Raw genomic sequence first — 17,199 nt, 5'->3', positions numbered from 1 at the left:
CCATTTAATAAATAAAAAGAACGCATTATGAAGTGTGTAAACGAGAAAGCGTCTGTAAGAGCGCGATGATATGTTCTGGACGATGATCAGCACATAACGTGATGCGCAGCCTAGCGGTATGCTCGGGAACGGTAGGTGGGCGAATAGCCCCGACTAGAAACCCGTGTTCACGCAAGGCGCGCGCGACCCGCAGGGTGGTGGTGTTATCGCCTATCACAACAGGTTGAATGGGCGTTTGACTAGGCTGAATGGTAAGGCCCAACTCGGTCGCCGTGCTTTGGAAATGGTGTATTAGGTCTTTTAAATGCGTCCGACGCCAAGCTTCTTTTTCGAGTAGCTCAAGCGCAGTCAGTGTGGCGTAAGCCATAGCTGGCGAGCTGGCCGTCGTATAAATATAAGGGCGTGCAAACTGTATTAAATACTCAATTAATGTTTCCGAGCCAGCAACAAAAGCACCAGCTGTACCGAGTGCTTTGCCCAGCGTACCCATCAAAATAGGCACCTCGTTAACGCTAAGCTGCTCTTGTTCGAGTAACCCGGCCCCATGTGGACCCAGCACACCTATGCCATGCGCATCATCAACCATCAGCATCGCCTCATGAGTGCGGCTGATTTGTACTAGGTCTCGGAGTGGGGCCGTGTCACCATCCATACTAAAAACCCCATCTGTTACGATTAAACAGTGTCCTTGCGCTCGTGCCAATCGTTGTTTTAGGCTGGTCATATCCAGATGCTGGTAACGCAAGAAGCGACATCCTGCTAATAGGGTGCCATCAAAAAGCGACGCATGATTTAATCGGTCATGCAACACGGTGTCGTCTTTTTCCATTAAGGTACTAATGAGAGCAAGGTTAGCCATGTAGCCATTACTAAATAGTAGTGCTCTAGGGCGTTGAGTAAGCGCTGCCAAGGCTTGTTCCAGATCTTCATGGATTTGACTGTGACCCGACACCAAATGCGAGGCGCCAGCGCCGACTCCCCAACGTTTTGCACCCACTTCTAATGCATGAACGACGGCTGGGTGCTGGGCAAAGCCTAGATAGTCATTCGAACTGAAATTAACAAGCTCTTTGTGCCCAATGCGCGTTAGCCCAGACGGTGGGGCATTAAGCACCAGCCGCTCTCTTTGGCGCTGTTGTTGAGTTTGGCGTTGAAGACGCTGATGAATACGATCAAACATAACCGATATGTAAAAGACGATGAAACATGACAAAGAATGGTATGAGGTGGTGCGTCAACTATTGACGCACCAGCGCCTAGCTAGCTTGGCGACAGTCAACGCAAAGCATAGTCCTTTTTTATCTTTGGTTCCGTATGCAATCGATACAAGAGAAAAAGGGTTTTTGATACATATAAGCGAATTAGCTGTACATAGAGCGAACTTAGCGCAAAATAGCGAAGATGTGTCACTAATGGTAACTGAGGCTGAACCGGTTTCAGGGCCGGTTCATGCACTTGTGCGTTTAAGCATGCAAGTCCATGCCCAATTTATTGAAAAAAAAAGCCACGCAGCAGACTTTGATCATGCTAAAAATACGTATAGTGAGCGTTTTCCAGAGGCAGCGTTTATGTTTGATTTTGCCGACTTCCATCTGGTGCGTTTGCGTCCGACTGAGTTGCGACTAGTTGCCGGTTTTGGCGCTGCACGTAATTTAAAAGTGACTCAGTTTGAAGCCTTACTCGAATCGTTATAAGGAATAGCTATGACCGGTAGAGAAAAGTGCGTGATAGGCGCTTGGTCTGATTTAAAACACGATGCGACAGCTGTTCGTTTTGAGGTGTTTGTGCAAGAGCAGCAGGTGCCTGCTGAAATAGAGCTTGATGAATTCGACCCACATTGCATCCACGCTGTGGTGTACGCCCCTTTAGGCGAGCCTGTGGCGACCGGACGGCTCTTGCCCAACGCCCACATCGGGCGGATGGCGGTCAAAGCCAGTCATCGTGGTCAAGGCTTAGGAGGACAGATCCTTACTGTTCTTATGCAAGAGGCCAAAAAAAGAGGGGATAGTACCGTATTTTTGTCTGCTCAACTGCAGGCCATCGATTTTTATAAAATTTACGGTTTTCAAGCGTTTGGTGAGGTCTATCAAGACGCGTATATTGACCATCGGATGATGCGTTGTGACCTCTAAGGCCCATGAAAAAAACGGAGCCTACGCTCCGTTTTTCTAGTCGTGAAAATTAGTCTTGATCAAAAACCAGATCAAAATTCACGGGTACTGTATGCGAAATAAAGGCCAAATTAGCAATTTCGCGCAAACTAACAATACCTTCAGTGAGTGTAAAGTCATTGCCATTAACAATAATCGGGTCCAACGTACTGACCATAAAGCGATCGTTATCTAGGGCAGTGTAACGTAAGGTGGTTTTTACAGGGTGGGTCTGATCAAGAATGGTCAGTTCAGCCTCGACATCAACGTCTTTAAACTGCCCTGGCTGTTGGCCGCTTAGGTAAGCCGCGTCAACCATGCCTTTAACCTGAATGGTAGGGTAGGCAGAGGAATTAAAAAGCATTTCCATCATACGCTCATCACGTATTTCAATGCCCGTTGCGAGCCCTTTAATAGGAAGAGTAAGCTCGAAGGAGCCGTCTTTTTTTAGCTTACCCTCAATGCGTTTGAAACGATGTACCTCTGTAGCGGCATCGGGACCAACTTGAGCTGCTTTAACTGACTGAAAAGTAAAATGAGACTGTGCCTCATTGACTTTCCAGTCGGCCCAAGCAAAGGGACTAGCGATTAAGCCACCTAATAGGGCGAGCGTAGTTAGCTTTTTTTTCATAAGAGTCTCCTAATAATGGGATGACAGCGGCGTCTAAGTTAGCTTGTAGTATAAGATGCCCAGTAAGCGTGATGTAATAGGGCTAGCACGTGATGCATATTTTGCCCCTAGTTAACACTTGGCCCTATCGTCAACGATAGGGCCTAAAGGTTTACTCGGAAGATTGGTCTTTTTTACGTCGTTGTAAGGACTGAGTCAATCGATCTAAGATCATCGCTAAGATAACGACTGCTATACCAGCAACAAAGCCTTCACCTGGGCGTAAGCGTTGAATGGCACGCCATACCTCACTGCCTAAGCCATCGGCTCCGATCATGGCAGCAATCACCACCATGGACAAGGCCAGCATAATCGTTTGGTTAACCCCAGCCATAATCGTAGGCAAGGAAAGGGGCAGTTGGACTTTCACTAATTTTTGCATAGGGGTAGCACCGTACGCATCCGCTGCCTCGATTAAGTCGATCGGGACTTGGCGAATGCCTAATATAGTAAGGCGAATCGCAGGCGGCATAGAGAAAATCACGGTAGCAAATATCGCGGACACAGACCCGATACCAAAAAACGGAATGGCCGGTATGAGGTACACAAAGGCAGGCATGGTTTGCATAAAATCCAATAACGGCATGACTAAGCGATAGAGCCGATTAGAGAGTGCAGCCACGATACCAATCGGTAAAGCAATACAAACGGCCACTAATGTCGCAAAGACCACTAGTGTTAAGGTTTGGATAGTCGGCATCCATAACCCTAAATTCCATATTAGACTTAGACCTAAAACCGAGCCTAATGCTAAGCGCCAGCCGGACGCACGCCAACATAGTAGGGCCACTAAAGCAATTAACAACCACTCAGGTAAAAACAGTAAACCATCATTTAAATGATCCAATGCATTTTCTGTGAATCGTGCGATGCTACGTGTTAGCCCTGCAAAATGGGAAGTCAGAAAATTGAGTGCGGAGTCAATCCATGCACTAAGGGGAAGCGATGGAATAGACATCATAACGGCTCTCCGGCTTTAGCAAGCTCATCTAAGACGGCACCTTTAACAATGACGCCTAACAGCTGGTGTTGGTCATTAAGTACAGCCAGAGGAATACTGCGGTCTCCAAATAATCCAAAAATAGAATTTAAAGGCTCGTCAGGAGTAACAGTGAGCACATCAGTAGAGATGTAGTTTTCAATGCTGCTGGCACCATCACGTAATGCCGCTTTCAACGCAGCGCTGTCAATAAGCCCCACGAGGCGACGGTCACGTTGCAGTACAAACAGCATCTCCACATCATTATCACGCATTTTACGTGCAGTGGTGTGGGGCCCATCTGAGGGGCGAGCCGTAGCACGTACCGGGCGCATTGCACAGCTAGCGCTGAGGATTCGTGTTTTATCCACCCCTTCAATAAAGCGTGCTACGTATTCATCGGCTGGCTGAGTCAGAATGTCTTCTGGAGTGCCTTGTTGCACAATTTCCCCGTCTTTTAGCAAAATAATGCGATCACCAATGTTTAAGGCCTCGTCTAAGTCATGGGTGATAAAAATAGTGGTTTTTTTGGTGCGGTATTGCAGCTCTTGAAGTTCTTGCTGCATGTCTTTGCGAATTAGCGGATCTAAAGCAGAAAATGCTTCGTCCATCAGTAACACGCCCCCATCATTCGCAATAGCGCGAGCAATGCCTACGCGTTGTTGCATACCGCCCGACAATTGATTTGGGTACGCGTTTGCCCAGTTTTCTAAGCCCACTTGCTCTAAGGTGTTTTGAGCAATAGCAGTTCGTTCTGCTTTGGCTATACCACGAATTTCTAAGCCAAATTCCACGTTTTCTAAAACGGTGCGATGCGGAAACAGGGCAAAGTTTTGAAATACCATAGAAAAAAACCGCCTACGCATTTCAAGTAATTTTTTCTCTGACGCGTGGGTGATTTCCTCGTCATCAATAAATATTTGCCCAGTAGATGGCTCGATTAACCGATTTAAACAGCGAATTAAGGTGGACTTCCCTGAGCCAGATAGACCCATAATAACGAGTAGTTCCCCTTCGTACACATCAAAGTTGATGTTATACAGACCTAAAGTCTGGCCTGTTTTTTCAAGAATTTCAGGTCGTTTTAGACCTTGTTGGCGTAATTCCAGAGCACGTTTTGGTTGTGATCCAAACACTTTACTGAGGTTACGCACTTTAATTTTAATTTTTTGATCGTTCATCAGACACAAGTAGGGTGCGTAAGTCTGAGGTTACGATACAGCCTATCTATACCGTAACCTTAGTCATAGAAAGAGAGATTATTCAGAAGCCAGCCATTTTTTTAGCTTCTCAGGATGATCTTCAACCCATTTTTTTGCATTGGCGTACGGGTCGCTATTGGGCTCTTCGTTCATCAGCATAATTTCACCCATATCGTCTGGGGTCCATTCAAACTGATCTAAAATCGCATAAGCCGTGGGCAGGTCTTCTTTTAGGCCTTTGCGTGCAATGGTATGAATTTGTTCAGCACCACCGTACACATTTTTAGGGTCTTCGAGGTATTTGAGATCCCAACGTGCAAACATCCAATGCGGCGTCCAACCCGTCACGACAATGTCTTCATTATTTTTAATGGCATTCGATAGGGCAGCTGTCATGGTGGCATCGCTGCCATCGCGCAGTCGTAGTTTAAGCTTATAGTCTTTAACGACTTGCTCGGTGAGGCTTTGCAACCCGGCGCCTGGGTCAATACCGATGATTTCGCGATTAAAATCACTGGCCTTAGCATTTAAGTCATCAATAGTACTGGCTTCGGTATAAGCGGGCACAACTAAACCGAGTTTAGTGCCATCTAAATTCGGGCCTAAATCATCAATTTTATCTTTAAGGCGTTCGTAGTAGTCTGCATGCGTGGTGGGTAACCAAGCTGCTAATGTGGCATCCGCATCGCCGGTGGCAATCGCTTGCCAAACGGCGGCTGCAGATAAAGAGCTCATCTTGACATCAAAGCCTGCTTTTTCTAATAGCACACGCATGACATTCGTTGAAGCGACCTCAGAGGACCACTCGACGTAGGCGAGATGCACGCTGTCTTTAGCATCGGCAGCATGGGCTACCCCTGCACTGATTAAGCCAAAGCCAAGTAAGGTTGCAGCGCTGACTTGGCGTAAACGGTGCGTAAAATTAGTTATGGGATACATGATTATTCCTGTAATAATTCGTGATCGAATGATTAGCGTTGTTAAACCTTACCATGGTGAACTAGATAAAAAAAGCCCTTTACTCGGGGGGGTAAAGGGCTTTGTAACGCAGTGTATCTTTTTTTAGAGGGCTTTTTGAATGTTTTCTAGAGTCGCTTTGGCATCTCCAAAACACATATAGCTGTTCTCATTAAAAAAGAGCGGGTTTTGTACCCCAGCGTAACCAGAGCTCATAGAGCGTTTGAAGACAATCACATTTTGTGCCTCCCACACATGCAACACGGGCATGCCTGCAATAGGGCTTGTAGGGTCTGTGGCCGCAGCTGGGTTGACGGTGTCGTTGGCGCCAATGACCAAAACCAAATCGGTTTCAGCAAAATCATCGTTGATTTCATCCATTTCCAGCACGATGTCGTAGGGGACTTTGGCTTCGGCCAGCAAAACGTTCATGTGTCCAGGTAAGCGTCCTGCGACGGGATGGATCCCAAAACGCACTTGAACCCCTTGGCGACGTAACATATCGGTAATTTCCGCTACGGTATTTTGTGCGTGGGCTACGGCCATGCCATAGCCGGGGGTGATGATCACAGATTTTGCGTTTTTCAACATATCAGCCACATCTACGGGCTGGATTTCGCGGTGCTCTCCTTCAATATCAGCCCCTGTGCTCGAACCGCCTTCAGAGCCAAAGCCACCTGCAATCACGGAAATAAACGAGCGATTCATTGCCTGACACATGATATACGATAATATAGCCCCTGATGACCCGACTAATGCACCTGTGACAATTAACAGGTCATTCTCCAGCATAAAGCCAGCCGCGGCGGCAGCCCAGCCTGAGTACGAGTTCAACATAGACACTACGACTGGCATGTCGGCCCCACCAATGGCGGCGACCAAATGCCAACCAAAGGCAAATGCAATAAGTGTCATCAAAAATAAAGCAAAGACAGAGCCATCTGCCTTCATAAACCACAGCAGCAGTAGGGCGGCCAAAACCAATGCAGCCAAATTTAAACCGTGTTTAAAAGGAAGCTGTAAGGGTTTGCTGGAAATCTTGCCGTTGAGCTTACCAAAAGCCACTAAGGAGCCAGTAAACGTAATGGCGCCAATAAACACGCCGACAAACACCTCTACTAAATGGATGGTGTGCATGTCTGGCGCAACCGTGTGCGCATTAAAGTAGCTGTTATAGCCTACCAGTACGGCTGCCATACCGACGAAGCTATGCAGTAAAGCGATTAATTCGGGCATTTCGGTCATTTCGACACGCTTGGCTTTATAGATACCTATAGCACCCCCAATCAGCATGGCGATAATGATCCAAGCAAAACCAGAGGCGTGATCGCTAAATATGGTGGCGATCAGGGCAATGGCCATGCCGGCAATGCCAAATAAATTACCATTTTTCGCCGATTCTTGGCGTGATAACCCAGCCAAACTAAGAATAAATAACACCGCAGCAATTATATAAGCCGCTGTGACTAAACCATGAGACATAATAGGTAAACTCCAGTGCTTATTAGTTGTCTTTGCGGAACATTTTTAGCATACGTCGTGTGACATAAAAGCCGCCAAAAATATTAATGCTGGCAATTAAAATAGCAATAAAAGCCAGAACAGAGACAAAACCGTTGCCTTGTCCAATTTGCAAAAGGGCGCCGACGATAATAATGCCGGAAATAGCATTGGTGACGGACATCAAAGGGGTATGCAATGAATGCGTGACATTCCACACCACGTAATACCCAACCACACACGACAAAACAAACACAATCATGTGATTTAAAAAGGCCGCGGGGGCGTTAGCGCCTAACCATAAGAACAACAGCGCCAGTACACCAAGAGGAATGCACTTTTTCCATAACGGAATCGGCTTAGGTGGGGTTTTTACTATTTTTGGCTGAGGAGCGACTTTGGGAGCAGCAGACACCTGAATAGCAGGAGGCGGATACATAAGGTTGCCATCATGCGTCACCATCATATTGCGTACGATGGTGTCGTCTTGATCAAGCACTAAGGCACCGTCTTTGTTAGGTGTGACTAACTTAATAAGGTTTACTAAGTTAGTTGAATACAACTGAGACGATTGCCCTGGCAAGCGATTCACTAAATCGGTATAGCCGATCACTTTGACACCGTTTGCCGTCGTGATCATTTCGCCAGGCACGGTGTATTCACAGTTGCCGCCAGTAGGTGCTGCTAAGTCCACGATCACAGAACCCGGTTTCATGCTGTCAACCATGTCTTTAGTGATGAGAACAGGGGCGGGTTTGCCTGGAATGGCGGCTGTCGTAATGATGATATCGACTTGCTTAGCCTGCTGTGCAAACAGTTTCATTTCGGCAGCAATGAATTCGTCACTCATGGTGGTGGCATACCCATCGCCAGCGCCGGTGTTTTGGACAGGAAAGTCCAATTTTAGGAATTCGCCGCCCATGGATTGAATTTGCTCTGCCACTTCAAGACGAGTATCAAATGCTTTAACAATTGCACCTAGCTGCATGGCTGCGCCAATAGCAGATAAGCCTGCCACACCCGCCCCAATCACCAATACCTCGGCGGCAGGAACGCGACCTGCTGCCGTAATTTGGCCAGTGAAAAAACGACCAAATTCGCTAGCGGCTTCGACCACTGCCCGATATCCACTGATATTGGCCATGGAGGACAACGCATCCATCGCTTGAGCACGCGATAAACGTGGCACCATGTCCATAGCCAGTGTGGTCACGTTTTTAGCTTGCAATGCATTCACCAGTTCGGGTTGAGCCGCTGGCCACACAAAACTGACTAATACCGTCTCAGCTTGCAGTAGGTTCACCTCATTGAGTTGAGGCGGATTGACTTTAAATACGACTGCAGCAGACCATGCTGTGGCGGTGTCGACCACGGTTGCACCTGCAGCCATGTACGCCTGATCATCAAAATAGGCTAGTTGACCTGCATCGTGCTCGACACAGACCTCATAGCCTAATTTAATAAGCTGTTCAACGGTTTTTGGGGTAGCCGCTACCCGTGTTTCACCGGGTAGTGTCTCCTTAGGAATGCCTATCCTCATTTTTTGCCCTTTAAATAAACAAATGTAAAAAATTATTCTTAATGTATTGTGCGCTGCAGCAAGTTATTTTTATAGACTAAATCATATAAGCACATGGCTTTATAGCGCGTCTGTTTTCTATATAGATACGACTATTTTCCCATGCCAATGATGGCAAAGCACAACAAACAGGCCACTTTGCCTACTTTATAGACAACAATTCGTGGCCTGATGTTCTGTGAAGGGGGTAAACAGAAGTGACACCTCTACTTTAGCGCTGCTGGCTAAGTGTGCCAACTTGGAATGGTTAGGGCCAGAACTCGGGGGTGGGTGAATTCTGCGTACCATCCGTAAACAAACACGGTAGAAAAAGACGACTACCTTAAAGGCAGCATAAATTAATCACACCTACCGTGAGAAGCTGATAATTCTACCCATGAAAAAATGCTTTTGCAAAACCAAGCCTACAGAAGAGATAGTGATGGCAAGGAAAAGGTCAGGCTGGAGCTCTAGACCCAGCTATAGTAAGCTTGATTGAAACGCAAAAAAGAAACCGACAAACCATACGGGTTTGGTTTCTTTGGTGTTTTCTATAGAGGAGAAACAAGAAAAAGATGGTGCCCAGAAAAGGAATCGAACCTTCACACCTTGCGGTACACGGACCTGAACCGTGCGCGTCTACCAATTCCGCCACCTGGGCATATCGTTGTATGCTATGGGTATACAGCAAAAAGCTGTTGCAATAGTCGTTGTATCAATTACTGTTTAGGTAAAAAAAACGGTAAAATAGACAGTAAAAAAATTATAAACTCACCTTTTTCAAAATGGAAGTCCCCTTTGACCAAAAAAAACACTACTCCTAATCATGATCTGGACGAGGGTTTGGACCGCTATGATTTACCGCCCGACTTTGACCCTTACGTCCCAAGTCGTGAAGACATCCTAAATTGCTTACGCGATCAATCTAAAGCCATTTCTCTAGAGCAATTAGCTCAGCAATTACATATTGCTTATCCTCTTTCATTAGGTGCAGAGAAACGCGTTATGGCAATGGTTCGCGACGAGCAGCTTCTGCTTGATGCCAAACAACGCGTTAAGCTCAACCAAACCACGCGCTTTATCTCTGGACGCGTTCAGGGCCACCGCGACGGCTTTGGCTTTTTAATCCGCGACGACAAACAAGGGCCAGATTTATTTTTATCGCCCAATGAAATGACACGCGTGCTACACGGCGACCGTGTCTTAGTTCGTCACAACGGCGAATACCGCGGCAAGCCCGAAGCCTCGATTGTCGAGGTTCTCGAGCGCTCTACCAATCGTTTAGTGGGGCGCTTACACCGAGAACATGGCATATTTACTGTTGCTCCCGAAGACCAGCGTATTAAGCACGATATCTTTATTGCGCCCGCCGACATTGCGCAAGCGCGCCCAGGGCAGGTGGTGACGGTTGAAATCACTCGGCAACCCGCACGCCATGTGCAACCTCAAGGCCGCATTATCGAAGTCCTCGGTGAAATTGATGACCCAGGTATGGAAATTGAAATTGCGGTGCGTAAGTTCGATGTACCGCTTGATTTTTCCGATGCTACGTTAAAACAAGCCGCTAAAATTCCTCAGCAAGTCAAACCGGCTGATTTCCAAGGGCGCATCGATTTACGCGATTTGGCTTTTATTACCATCGATGGCGAAGACGCGCGCGACTTTGACGACGCTGTGTATTGCGAGGAAATTAACATCGGTCGTGGTAAAACGTACCGCAAAGGTTGGCGCTTGTTGGTGGCTATTGCTGACGTTAGTCACTATGTAAAGCCTAAAGAACCACTTGACGAGGACGCATTCGAGCGCGGCACCAGTGTGTACTTTCCGCGTCGTGTTATACCCATGCTGCCCGAGGCGCTATCGAACGGTATTTGTTCACTAAATCCGGGCGCAGACCGTTTGGCGTTAGTGTGCGATATGGTGGTAGCAGGCGAGGGCGCTCGCACAGGTAAGGTCACGGCTTATCAGTTTTATTCCGCAGTCATTCACTCGCATGCGCGTACGACCTACACGCAAATCTGGGATGCACTACAGCAGCCATCAGGGCCTGCGGCACAACAGCTAGCCGAACTCTACCCTATGGTTCAAAGCAGCTACGAGCTCTTCACCGTATTACATGCGCAACGCAAAGAGCGCGGCGCTATTGATTTCGATACGGTTGAAACCAAAATCGTATGCAATGATTTAGGTCGTATTGAACGCATCGAGCCTTTAGTGCGTAACGATGCCCATAAACTAATCGAAGAATTCATGCTGGCAGCCAATACGTGTGCGGCTGACTTTATGACACGACACAAGCGTTTAGGTTTGTATCGGGTGCACGAAGGGCCCACTGTGGAAAAGCTTCAAGCCTTCAAGGAATACTTACGTACGCTTGGTTTACAGCTTGGGGGCGGAGACGAGCCCACCACAGCCGATTTTGCGCAAGTAATTGAGCAAGCCAAAGGGCGCACTGACTTCGAGATCATCCAAACAATGTGCTTACGCTCGTTGCAGCAAGCCATTTATAGCCCTGATAACAGCGGTCATTTTGGCTTGGCCTATCCACTGTATACCCACTTTACTTCTCCTATACGCCGTTACCCCGATTTGCTCACGCATCGTGTAATTAAAAGTATTTTGAAGTCAAAACGTTACGTGCCAGATCTGCCCCCCGAGGAAGGCGATGAGCTACTCACGCGTAACCAGCGTGAGCAGTCGTTGTGGGAGCGCTTAGGTATTGTGCTGTCAGCGCGCGAGCGCCGTGCCGACGAAGCCTCTTATGACGTACAGGCCTGGCTAAAATGCTACTTCATGAAAGACCATGTGGGCGAGGTGTACAGCGGAAAAATCACTGGGGTTGCCCCATTTGGTATTTTCATTACCTTAGATGCGCTGTATGTCGAAGGGATGGTGCATATTTCAGAGCTAGGTTCAGACTATTTCAATTTTAACGAAGCCACCCATGACTTACGCGGCGAGCGTACGGGCATACGCTATAAGCTAACAGATGCCGTGCAAGTACAGGTTGCTCGTGTCAATCTCGAAACGCGTAAAATTGATTTTCGTTTGGTCGAAGGCACGGGCTTTAAAACGTTAACAAAATCCAAAGACGAAGAGCGCCCTGGTCGTAACCATAAAAAAGCCGCCTCAGCTAAGCCCAAAGACCTAAAAGGCACAGCCAGCGAGCGTCGTGCTGCAGCCAGAAAAGCAGCACGCAAAGCCGCCATTGATGAACGGGCGGCAACACGCAAAGCAAAAAAACGTTCTCGTCGTTAAGATCATTTAAATAGGAAAGTTATATGTCATTGCAAATGCTAGCGGGCTTTCATGCGGTACAGGCTCGTATTCGTCACGCGGCAGATACCATCAAAGAGCTTTATGTAGAAAATGCCAGACGTGACAAGCGAATGCAAAACTTTATTGCCCAAGCCGAACAAGCTGGCTTGCGTTTGCTCTTTGTAGAAAAACAGCGTTTAGACGCAATGGCTAAAGGGGTGAGACACCAAGGTCTTATTGCAATGGCCACCGAGGTTAAGCTGACGTTAGATCTGGATAACTTACTGGATGAGCTAGAGGATTCAGGGGTTAAACCGTTATTGCTTATTTTAGACAGCGTAACCGATCCCCATAATTTAGGCGCTTGCTTGCGTACGGCCGATGCGGCGGGTGCCCATGCGGTGATTGCACCTAAAGATCGTGCCGTCGGGTTAAACGCGACCGTACGCCGCGTTGCCTGCGGAGCCGCTGAAACATTACCCTATATCACGGTGACTAATCTAGCACGTACTATGCGTCAATTACGTGAGCGCGATATTTGGTTAGTTGGTACCGACGATCAAGCAGAAAACTCTATTCATCAAGTCGATGGGCACCGAGGAATGGCATGGGTAATGGGGGCAGAAGGCGAAGGAATGCGACGTCTTACCCGTGAGACCTGCGACGAGCTAGTCAGCATACCGATGCTTGGCTCGGTCGAGAGCTTAAATGTAAGCGTCGCAAGCGCGGTCTGCTTATATGAAACACTACGCCAACGTCAAACTATCTAATATAACTAAATTGTCTAGGCTTAGCGTTTATGCATAGGCCTAATCACAGCATAATCACTAAGGCGACCAATGTCGCTTTTTGTGTTGTGAGTCTCCTCTTAGGTTCATTATGAAAAAAAATGGTTTTACTACGGCTTTAGTGCATGCGGATCGTCGAGCGGGCGTGGAGTATGGTGCGGTGCATCAGCCGTTGCACCCGTCATCCGAATATGCCTATACCGATGCCAGAGAGCTAGCTGCAGTTTTCCAAGGCAAGTCAGGGTTTAGCTATGCACGACAGGGTACGCCGACCACAGCGGCGTTAGAACGAAAAATTACCCATATGGAACAAGGCACCGGTAGTGTTAGCTTTGCTTCGGGCATGGCAGCAATTCATGCCACCTTTTTTACATTGTTGCGTCAAGGCGATCACCTTATTTGCAGCAAATACATTTTTGGTAATACCAACAGTATGTTGGGCACCTTGCAACAACTCGGTGTAGAGGTCAGTTTGGTTGACGCCACCGATGTTAACCACGTCAAGGCCGCGCTACAGCCCAATACACGCATGGTGTTTAGCGAAACCATCGCTAATCCCAGTACCTTGCTGGCCGATTTACAAGGCATTGGCGACTGGTGTGCCCAGCAAAACCTGCTTTTTGTTATTGATAATACATTGAGTACGCCATGGTTAGCCCCCGCTAAAAACTTCAAGGCGGGTCTAGCCATTAATTCGCTTTCCAAAGCCATTGGCGGCCACGGCCATGCCTTAGGTGGTACCGTTACTGACACGGGGCTATTTGACTGGTCGACTTACCCTAATATTTTTGAGGCCTACCGCAGCGGAAACCCCCAAGGGTGGGGGCTAACCCAAATTAAGAAAAAAGGGCTGCGCGACATGGGTGCAGCCATGTCATCGGATACTGCCCATCGTCTTGTTATTGGTGCTGAAACCTTGTCGTTACGGCTTCAGCAGTCATGCCATAATGCATTAACCCTAGCGCGTTTTCTTGAAACCCAAGCAGCGGTTGTGCAGGTGCATTACCCTGGTTTGGGGCACCACCCTCAACATCAACGAGCTACAGACTATTTTGGTGGATGGTATGGTGGTCTTCTTAGTGTTGAACTGCATGCCGACATTGATGTGTTTGATTTTCTTAATCAATTGCGAGTTTTTGTCTTATCAACCCATCTAGGTGATAATCGAAGTTTAGTTTTACCGGTCGCGCATACCATTTATTACGAAATGGGGCCCGAACAACGCGCTTTGATGGGAATCGCTGACAATTTATTGCGTATTTCCATTGGCATCGAAGACACCGATGATCTCATCCATGACTTTGATCAGGCCTTAAAACACTTCAAGCTCAAGTCTTAACTGACAACTTTTTTACCCTGTCAAGAGTTCACAAGTGTTCTTTTAAATGTTAAAAACACTGTATTAATGCGGCTCTCAGGGTGCTTTTGCTTGACATGCTCAGCAAATCTAGGCTTAATACCGCATGATTGTGTAATTGCTCTGTTAGGCTTTATAGCCGGATCATTACCAACCATTTTTTCAACGCAGCGTTTAGGACCCTCTAAACGCTGTAACACATCATTCAGGGGTAATTCTTAAATGAATAAAACTGAGCTAATCGACTTCATTTCCAACAAAGCTGATTTGTCCAAAGCTGACGCAGGTCGTGCGCTAGACGCTTTTATCGACGCCGTGACCACTACGCTTAAAGAAAAAGAATCCGTCACACTCGTTGGTTTCGGTACTTTTGCTGTTTCTGAGCGTGCTGCCCGCACAGGTCGCAACCCACGCACTGGCGAAACGATTGAAATCAAAGAAGCCGTCGTGCCTAAGTTCCGTCCAGGTAAAGCTTTACGCGACGCCGTAAACTAATCAAAGCAGGGCGTTGAAATTAAATGTTAAATAAAGCTTGCATTTATTTTCTATGCGCCCTATAATCTTTTTTGTCGTCGCAGCAACAACGACATGCAGCAGGACCAAATGGGTGTTTAGCTCAGCTGGTAGAGCGGCGCCCTTACAAGGCGTAGGTCGGCGGTTCGATCCCGTCAACACCCACCATCTTGTTGTATGACACGAGCTTTCCCAAGCTCTTTTTAGTTTGCTAGACAATAAAAGTAGTACTAGATGGGTGTTTAGCTCAGCTGGTAGAGCGGCGCCCTTACAAGGCGTAGGTCGGCGGTTCGATCCCGTCAACACCCACCACCTAGTCTAAAAAATGAACTAAAGCGAAAGCTTAGTTCTTTTTTTTTGCCTATTGCTTTACTCCTTATAAGTTAATAATTAACCAGTAAAGCCTTGTCTTTTGCTTTCTTTTCCTTCATTTAGTCTCACGGCAGTGCAGCCTCTAAGGCCTTTCCCCTAGGGATAATCAGGTAGAGACTCTATTTTACATTTGTTATACATAATGCTCACGCCAGTAGCAAACTGTAAATCTAGCTATTTCAGCTAGATGATTAATAAAGGGGAAGAGTATGAGTGCAATTGTGCTTGTGGTCTTAGGCTTGGGGGGTATGGCTTTAGGCTACATTTTTTACTCGCGGTTCATTGCGGAAAAAATTTATCAACTGGATGATTCCATTCCTACACCTGCGCACGAGTTCGAGGATGGCGTGGATTTTGTACCTACGAACAAGTATGTACTATGGGGACATCATTTTACTTCGGTAGCTGGGGCTGCGCCTATTGTAGGGCCGGCCATTGCAGTCATTTGGGGCTGGTTGCCCGCATTTTTATGGGTCACCCTAGGTACCATTTTTTTCGCTGGCATTCATGACTTTGGTGCAGTTTGGGCCAGCGTTCGTAATAAAGCTAAATCTGTCGGTGCATTAACAGGCGATGTGGTGGGCAAACGCGCTCGTTCTGTATTTATGATTGTGATTTTCCTTGTGTTATTAATGGTAAACGCTGTGTTTGGCGTAGTGATTGCAGGGCTACTCATTAATAACCCGGGTTCAGTGGTTCCAGTATGGGGCGCCATTGCGGTCGCTTTAGTCATTGGTCAAATGATCTACCGCGTTAAAGCTAATCTATTTTGGGTTTCGCTTATTGGTGTAGCCGTACTGTATTGGCTGATTTATATTGGGCCTGATGTGCCAGTTGTTTTACCTGAAAAGGTGATGGGCTTGTCTGCCAGTGCAACTTGGATCTTGCTCTTGTTCTTCTATGCCGCGGTAGCTTCCTTGTTACCTGTATGGATGTTATTGCAGCCTCGCGATTACATTAATGGTTTGCAGCTGTTTGTGGGATTGGGTTTATTGTATGTGGCTGTATTCATTGCTAACCCAACCGTTGTGGCTCCAGCTATTAATACTAACGTGCCTGCCGGTACCCCCTCCATGATCCCCTTGTTATTTGTGACAATTGCATGTGGGGCTATTTCAGGGTTTCACGGTTTAGTGGCTTCTGGTACCACCTCAAAACAATTAAACAAAGAATCCGACGCCCGTTTTGTCGGGTATTTTGGTGCGATTGGCGAAGGCGCTTTAGCCTTAGCGGCTATTGTGGCAGCCAGCGCGGGCTTTGCCACATTGGCCGATTGGCAAGCGGTGTATGATTCCTTTGGTAAAGGCGGCGTAGCGGCCTTTGTGAACGGGGGCGCCACCATTTTGCATTCGGGCTTAGGCTTTAACTCGGAAATTGCTGCCACCATGTTAACTGTGATGGCGGCATTATTTGCTGGCACCACGATGGATACGGGTTTACGTTTGCAGCGCTATATCTTCCAAGAGTGGGGTGAAATCTACAATATTGGCTGGTTAGGAAAACCGTTCCCTGCCACATTATTGGCTGTGGTCAGTTGTTTGGTGTTGGCATTTGGAGCAGGCGGGGCCGATGGTTCAGGTGGTTTAATTATTTGGCCTTTATTCGGTACGACTAATCAGTTGCTTGCTGGCTTAACGCTATTAGTGATTGCGGTGATGCTGGTACGCAAGCGTGTTACAGCCACTTATGTGATTTGGCCTTTAGCTTTTTTACTCACCATGACTTTGGCTGCTTTGCTAATCCAGTTACACGACTTTTACCTGAAAAAAGATTGGTTCTTGCTCGGTCTTGATGTGGTGGTATTAGTGGCTGCTATACTGGTTACACTCGAGTGCGTCAGTGCTTTACGCACAGAAAAACGCAAAGCCGTCGCATCCACCTTCTAAGGAGCTTCT

General features: G+C 47.3%; 14 protein-coding genes and 3 tRNA genes. 9 read left to right on the top strand and 8 right to left on the bottom strand.

Features of this window, described 5'->3' with window-relative positions; translation table 11 throughout:
• Positions 1 to 25: 25 nt before the first annotated feature.
• Positions 26 to 1,180 (bottom strand): 8-amino-7-oxononanoate synthase, encoded by a 1,155-nt coding sequence (bioF, locus tag GGR41_RS10410; RefSeq protein ID WP_167661786.1) that lies wholly within the window; start codon positions 1,178 to 1,180, stop codon positions 26 to 28.
• Between the two features lie 19 nt (positions 1,181 to 1,199).
• Between bioF and GGR41_RS10405 the strand changes: the two genes are divergently transcribed.
• Positions 1,200 to 1,694 carry a HugZ family pyridoxamine 5'-phosphate oxidase gene (locus tag GGR41_RS10405; RefSeq protein WP_167661785.1) on the top strand — a complete coding sequence of 165 codons (495 nt, stop codon included), beginning with the start codon at positions 1,200 to 1,202 and terminating at the stop codon, positions 1,692 to 1,694.
• A gap of 9 nt (positions 1,695 to 1,703) precedes the next feature.
• Positions 1,704 to 2,132 carry a GNAT family N-acetyltransferase gene (locus GGR41_RS10400; RefSeq protein WP_167661784.1) on the top strand — a complete coding sequence of 143 codons (429 nt, stop codon included), beginning with the start codon at positions 1,704 to 1,706 and terminating at the stop codon, positions 2,130 to 2,132.
• Positions 2,133 to 2,181: 49 nt separating this feature from the next.
• Here GGR41_RS10400 and GGR41_RS10395 read toward each other — a convergent pair whose 3' ends face one another.
• The 7 genes from GGR41_RS10395 to GGR41_RS10365 all read right to left on the bottom strand — a co-directional run bounded on the left by GGR41_RS10395 (position 2,182) and on the right by GGR41_RS10365 (position 9,677).
• A complete protein-coding gene (locus GGR41_RS10395) occupies positions 2,182 to 2,781 on the bottom strand; it encodes a YceI family protein (RefSeq protein WP_167661783.1) in 600 nt (199 codons plus the stop codon).
• Between the two features lie 151 nt (positions 2,782 to 2,932).
• Positions 2,933 to 3,781 (bottom strand): ABC transporter permease, encoded by an 849-nt coding sequence (locus GGR41_RS10390; protein WP_209279800.1) that lies wholly within the window; start codon positions 3,779 to 3,781, stop codon positions 2,933 to 2,935.
• Complete coding sequence (locus GGR41_RS10385; protein WP_167661782.1) at positions 3,778 to 4,980, bottom strand: quaternary amine ABC transporter ATP-binding protein; 1,203 nt, start codon at positions 4,978 to 4,980, stop codon at positions 3,778 to 3,780. Before GGR41_RS10385 ends, GGR41_RS10390 begins: the two co-directional genes overlap by 4 nt.
• A gap of 78 nt (positions 4,981 to 5,058) precedes the next feature.
• Complete coding sequence (locus GGR41_RS10380; RefSeq protein ID WP_167661781.1) at positions 5,059 to 5,940, bottom strand: glycine betaine ABC transporter substrate-binding protein; 882 nt, start codon at positions 5,938 to 5,940, stop codon at positions 5,059 to 5,061.
• Between the two features lie 123 nt (positions 5,941 to 6,063).
• Positions 6,064 to 7,440: a Re/Si-specific NAD(P)(+) transhydrogenase subunit beta gene (gene pntB, locus GGR41_RS10375; RefSeq protein WP_167661780.1), complete on the bottom strand. Its 1,377-nt coding sequence runs from the start codon at positions 7,438 to 7,440 to the stop codon at positions 6,064 to 6,066.
• Between the two features lie 22 nt (positions 7,441 to 7,462).
• A complete protein-coding gene (locus GGR41_RS10370) occupies positions 7,463 to 8,998 on the bottom strand; it encodes a Re/Si-specific NAD(P)(+) transhydrogenase subunit alpha (RefSeq protein WP_167661779.1) in 1,536 nt (511 codons plus the stop codon).
• Positions 8,999 to 9,592: 594 nt separating this feature from the next.
• Positions 9,593 to 9,677, bottom strand: a tRNA-Leu gene (locus tag GGR41_RS10365).
• Positions 9,678 to 9,814: 137 nt separating this feature from the next.
• On the opposite strand from GGR41_RS10365, the gene rnr reads away from it, so the two are divergent.
• The 7 genes from rnr to GGR41_RS10330 all read left to right on the top strand — a co-directional run bounded on the left by rnr (position 9,815) and on the right by GGR41_RS10330 (position 17,190).
• The gene (rnr, locus tag GGR41_RS10360) at positions 9,815 to 12,274 is read left to right on the top strand and encodes a ribonuclease R (protein ID WP_167661778.1); all 2,460 of its coding nucleotides are present in this window, start codon (positions 9,815 to 9,817) and stop codon (positions 12,272 to 12,274) included.
• A gap of 23 nt (positions 12,275 to 12,297) precedes the next feature.
• Complete coding sequence (rlmB, locus tag GGR41_RS10355; protein ID WP_167661777.1) at positions 12,298 to 13,044, top strand: 23S rRNA (guanosine(2251)-2'-O)-methyltransferase RlmB; 747 nt, start codon at positions 12,298 to 12,300, stop codon at positions 13,042 to 13,044.
• A 109-nt stretch (positions 13,045 to 13,153) separates the two neighbouring features.
• Positions 13,154 to 14,401, top strand: a complete 1,248-nt coding sequence (locus tag GGR41_RS10350; RefSeq protein WP_167661776.1) for a cystathionine gamma-synthase family protein — start codon at positions 13,154 to 13,156, stop codon at positions 14,399 to 14,401.
• A gap of 240 nt (positions 14,402 to 14,641) precedes the next feature.
• Positions 14,642 to 14,914 carry an HU family DNA-binding protein gene (locus GGR41_RS10345; RefSeq protein WP_077732981.1) on the top strand — a complete coding sequence of 91 codons (273 nt, stop codon included), beginning with the start codon at positions 14,642 to 14,644 and terminating at the stop codon, positions 14,912 to 14,914.
• A 110-nt stretch (positions 14,915 to 15,024) separates the two neighbouring features.
• Positions 15,025 to 15,100 (top strand) — tRNA-Val (locus tag GGR41_RS10340).
• A gap of 68 nt (positions 15,101 to 15,168) precedes the next feature.
• A tRNA-Val gene (locus tag GGR41_RS10335) sits at positions 15,169 to 15,244 on the top strand.
• Between the two features lie 269 nt (positions 15,245 to 15,513).
• The gene (locus tag GGR41_RS10330; RefSeq protein ID WP_167661775.1) at positions 15,514 to 17,190 is read left to right on the top strand and encodes a carbon starvation CstA family protein; all 1,677 of its coding nucleotides are present in this window, start codon (positions 15,514 to 15,516) and stop codon (positions 17,188 to 17,190) included.
• Positions 17,191 to 17,199: the final 9 nt, after the last annotated feature.

This window comes from Paenalcaligenes hominis (genome assembly GCF_011927625.1).
Lineage (GTDB): Bacteria > Pseudomonadota > Gammaproteobacteria > Burkholderiales > Burkholderiaceae_B > Paenalcaligenes > Paenalcaligenes hominis.
Note: the sequence above shows the minus strand (reverse complement) of the source record. Positions and strands in the feature narration are given on the sequence as shown.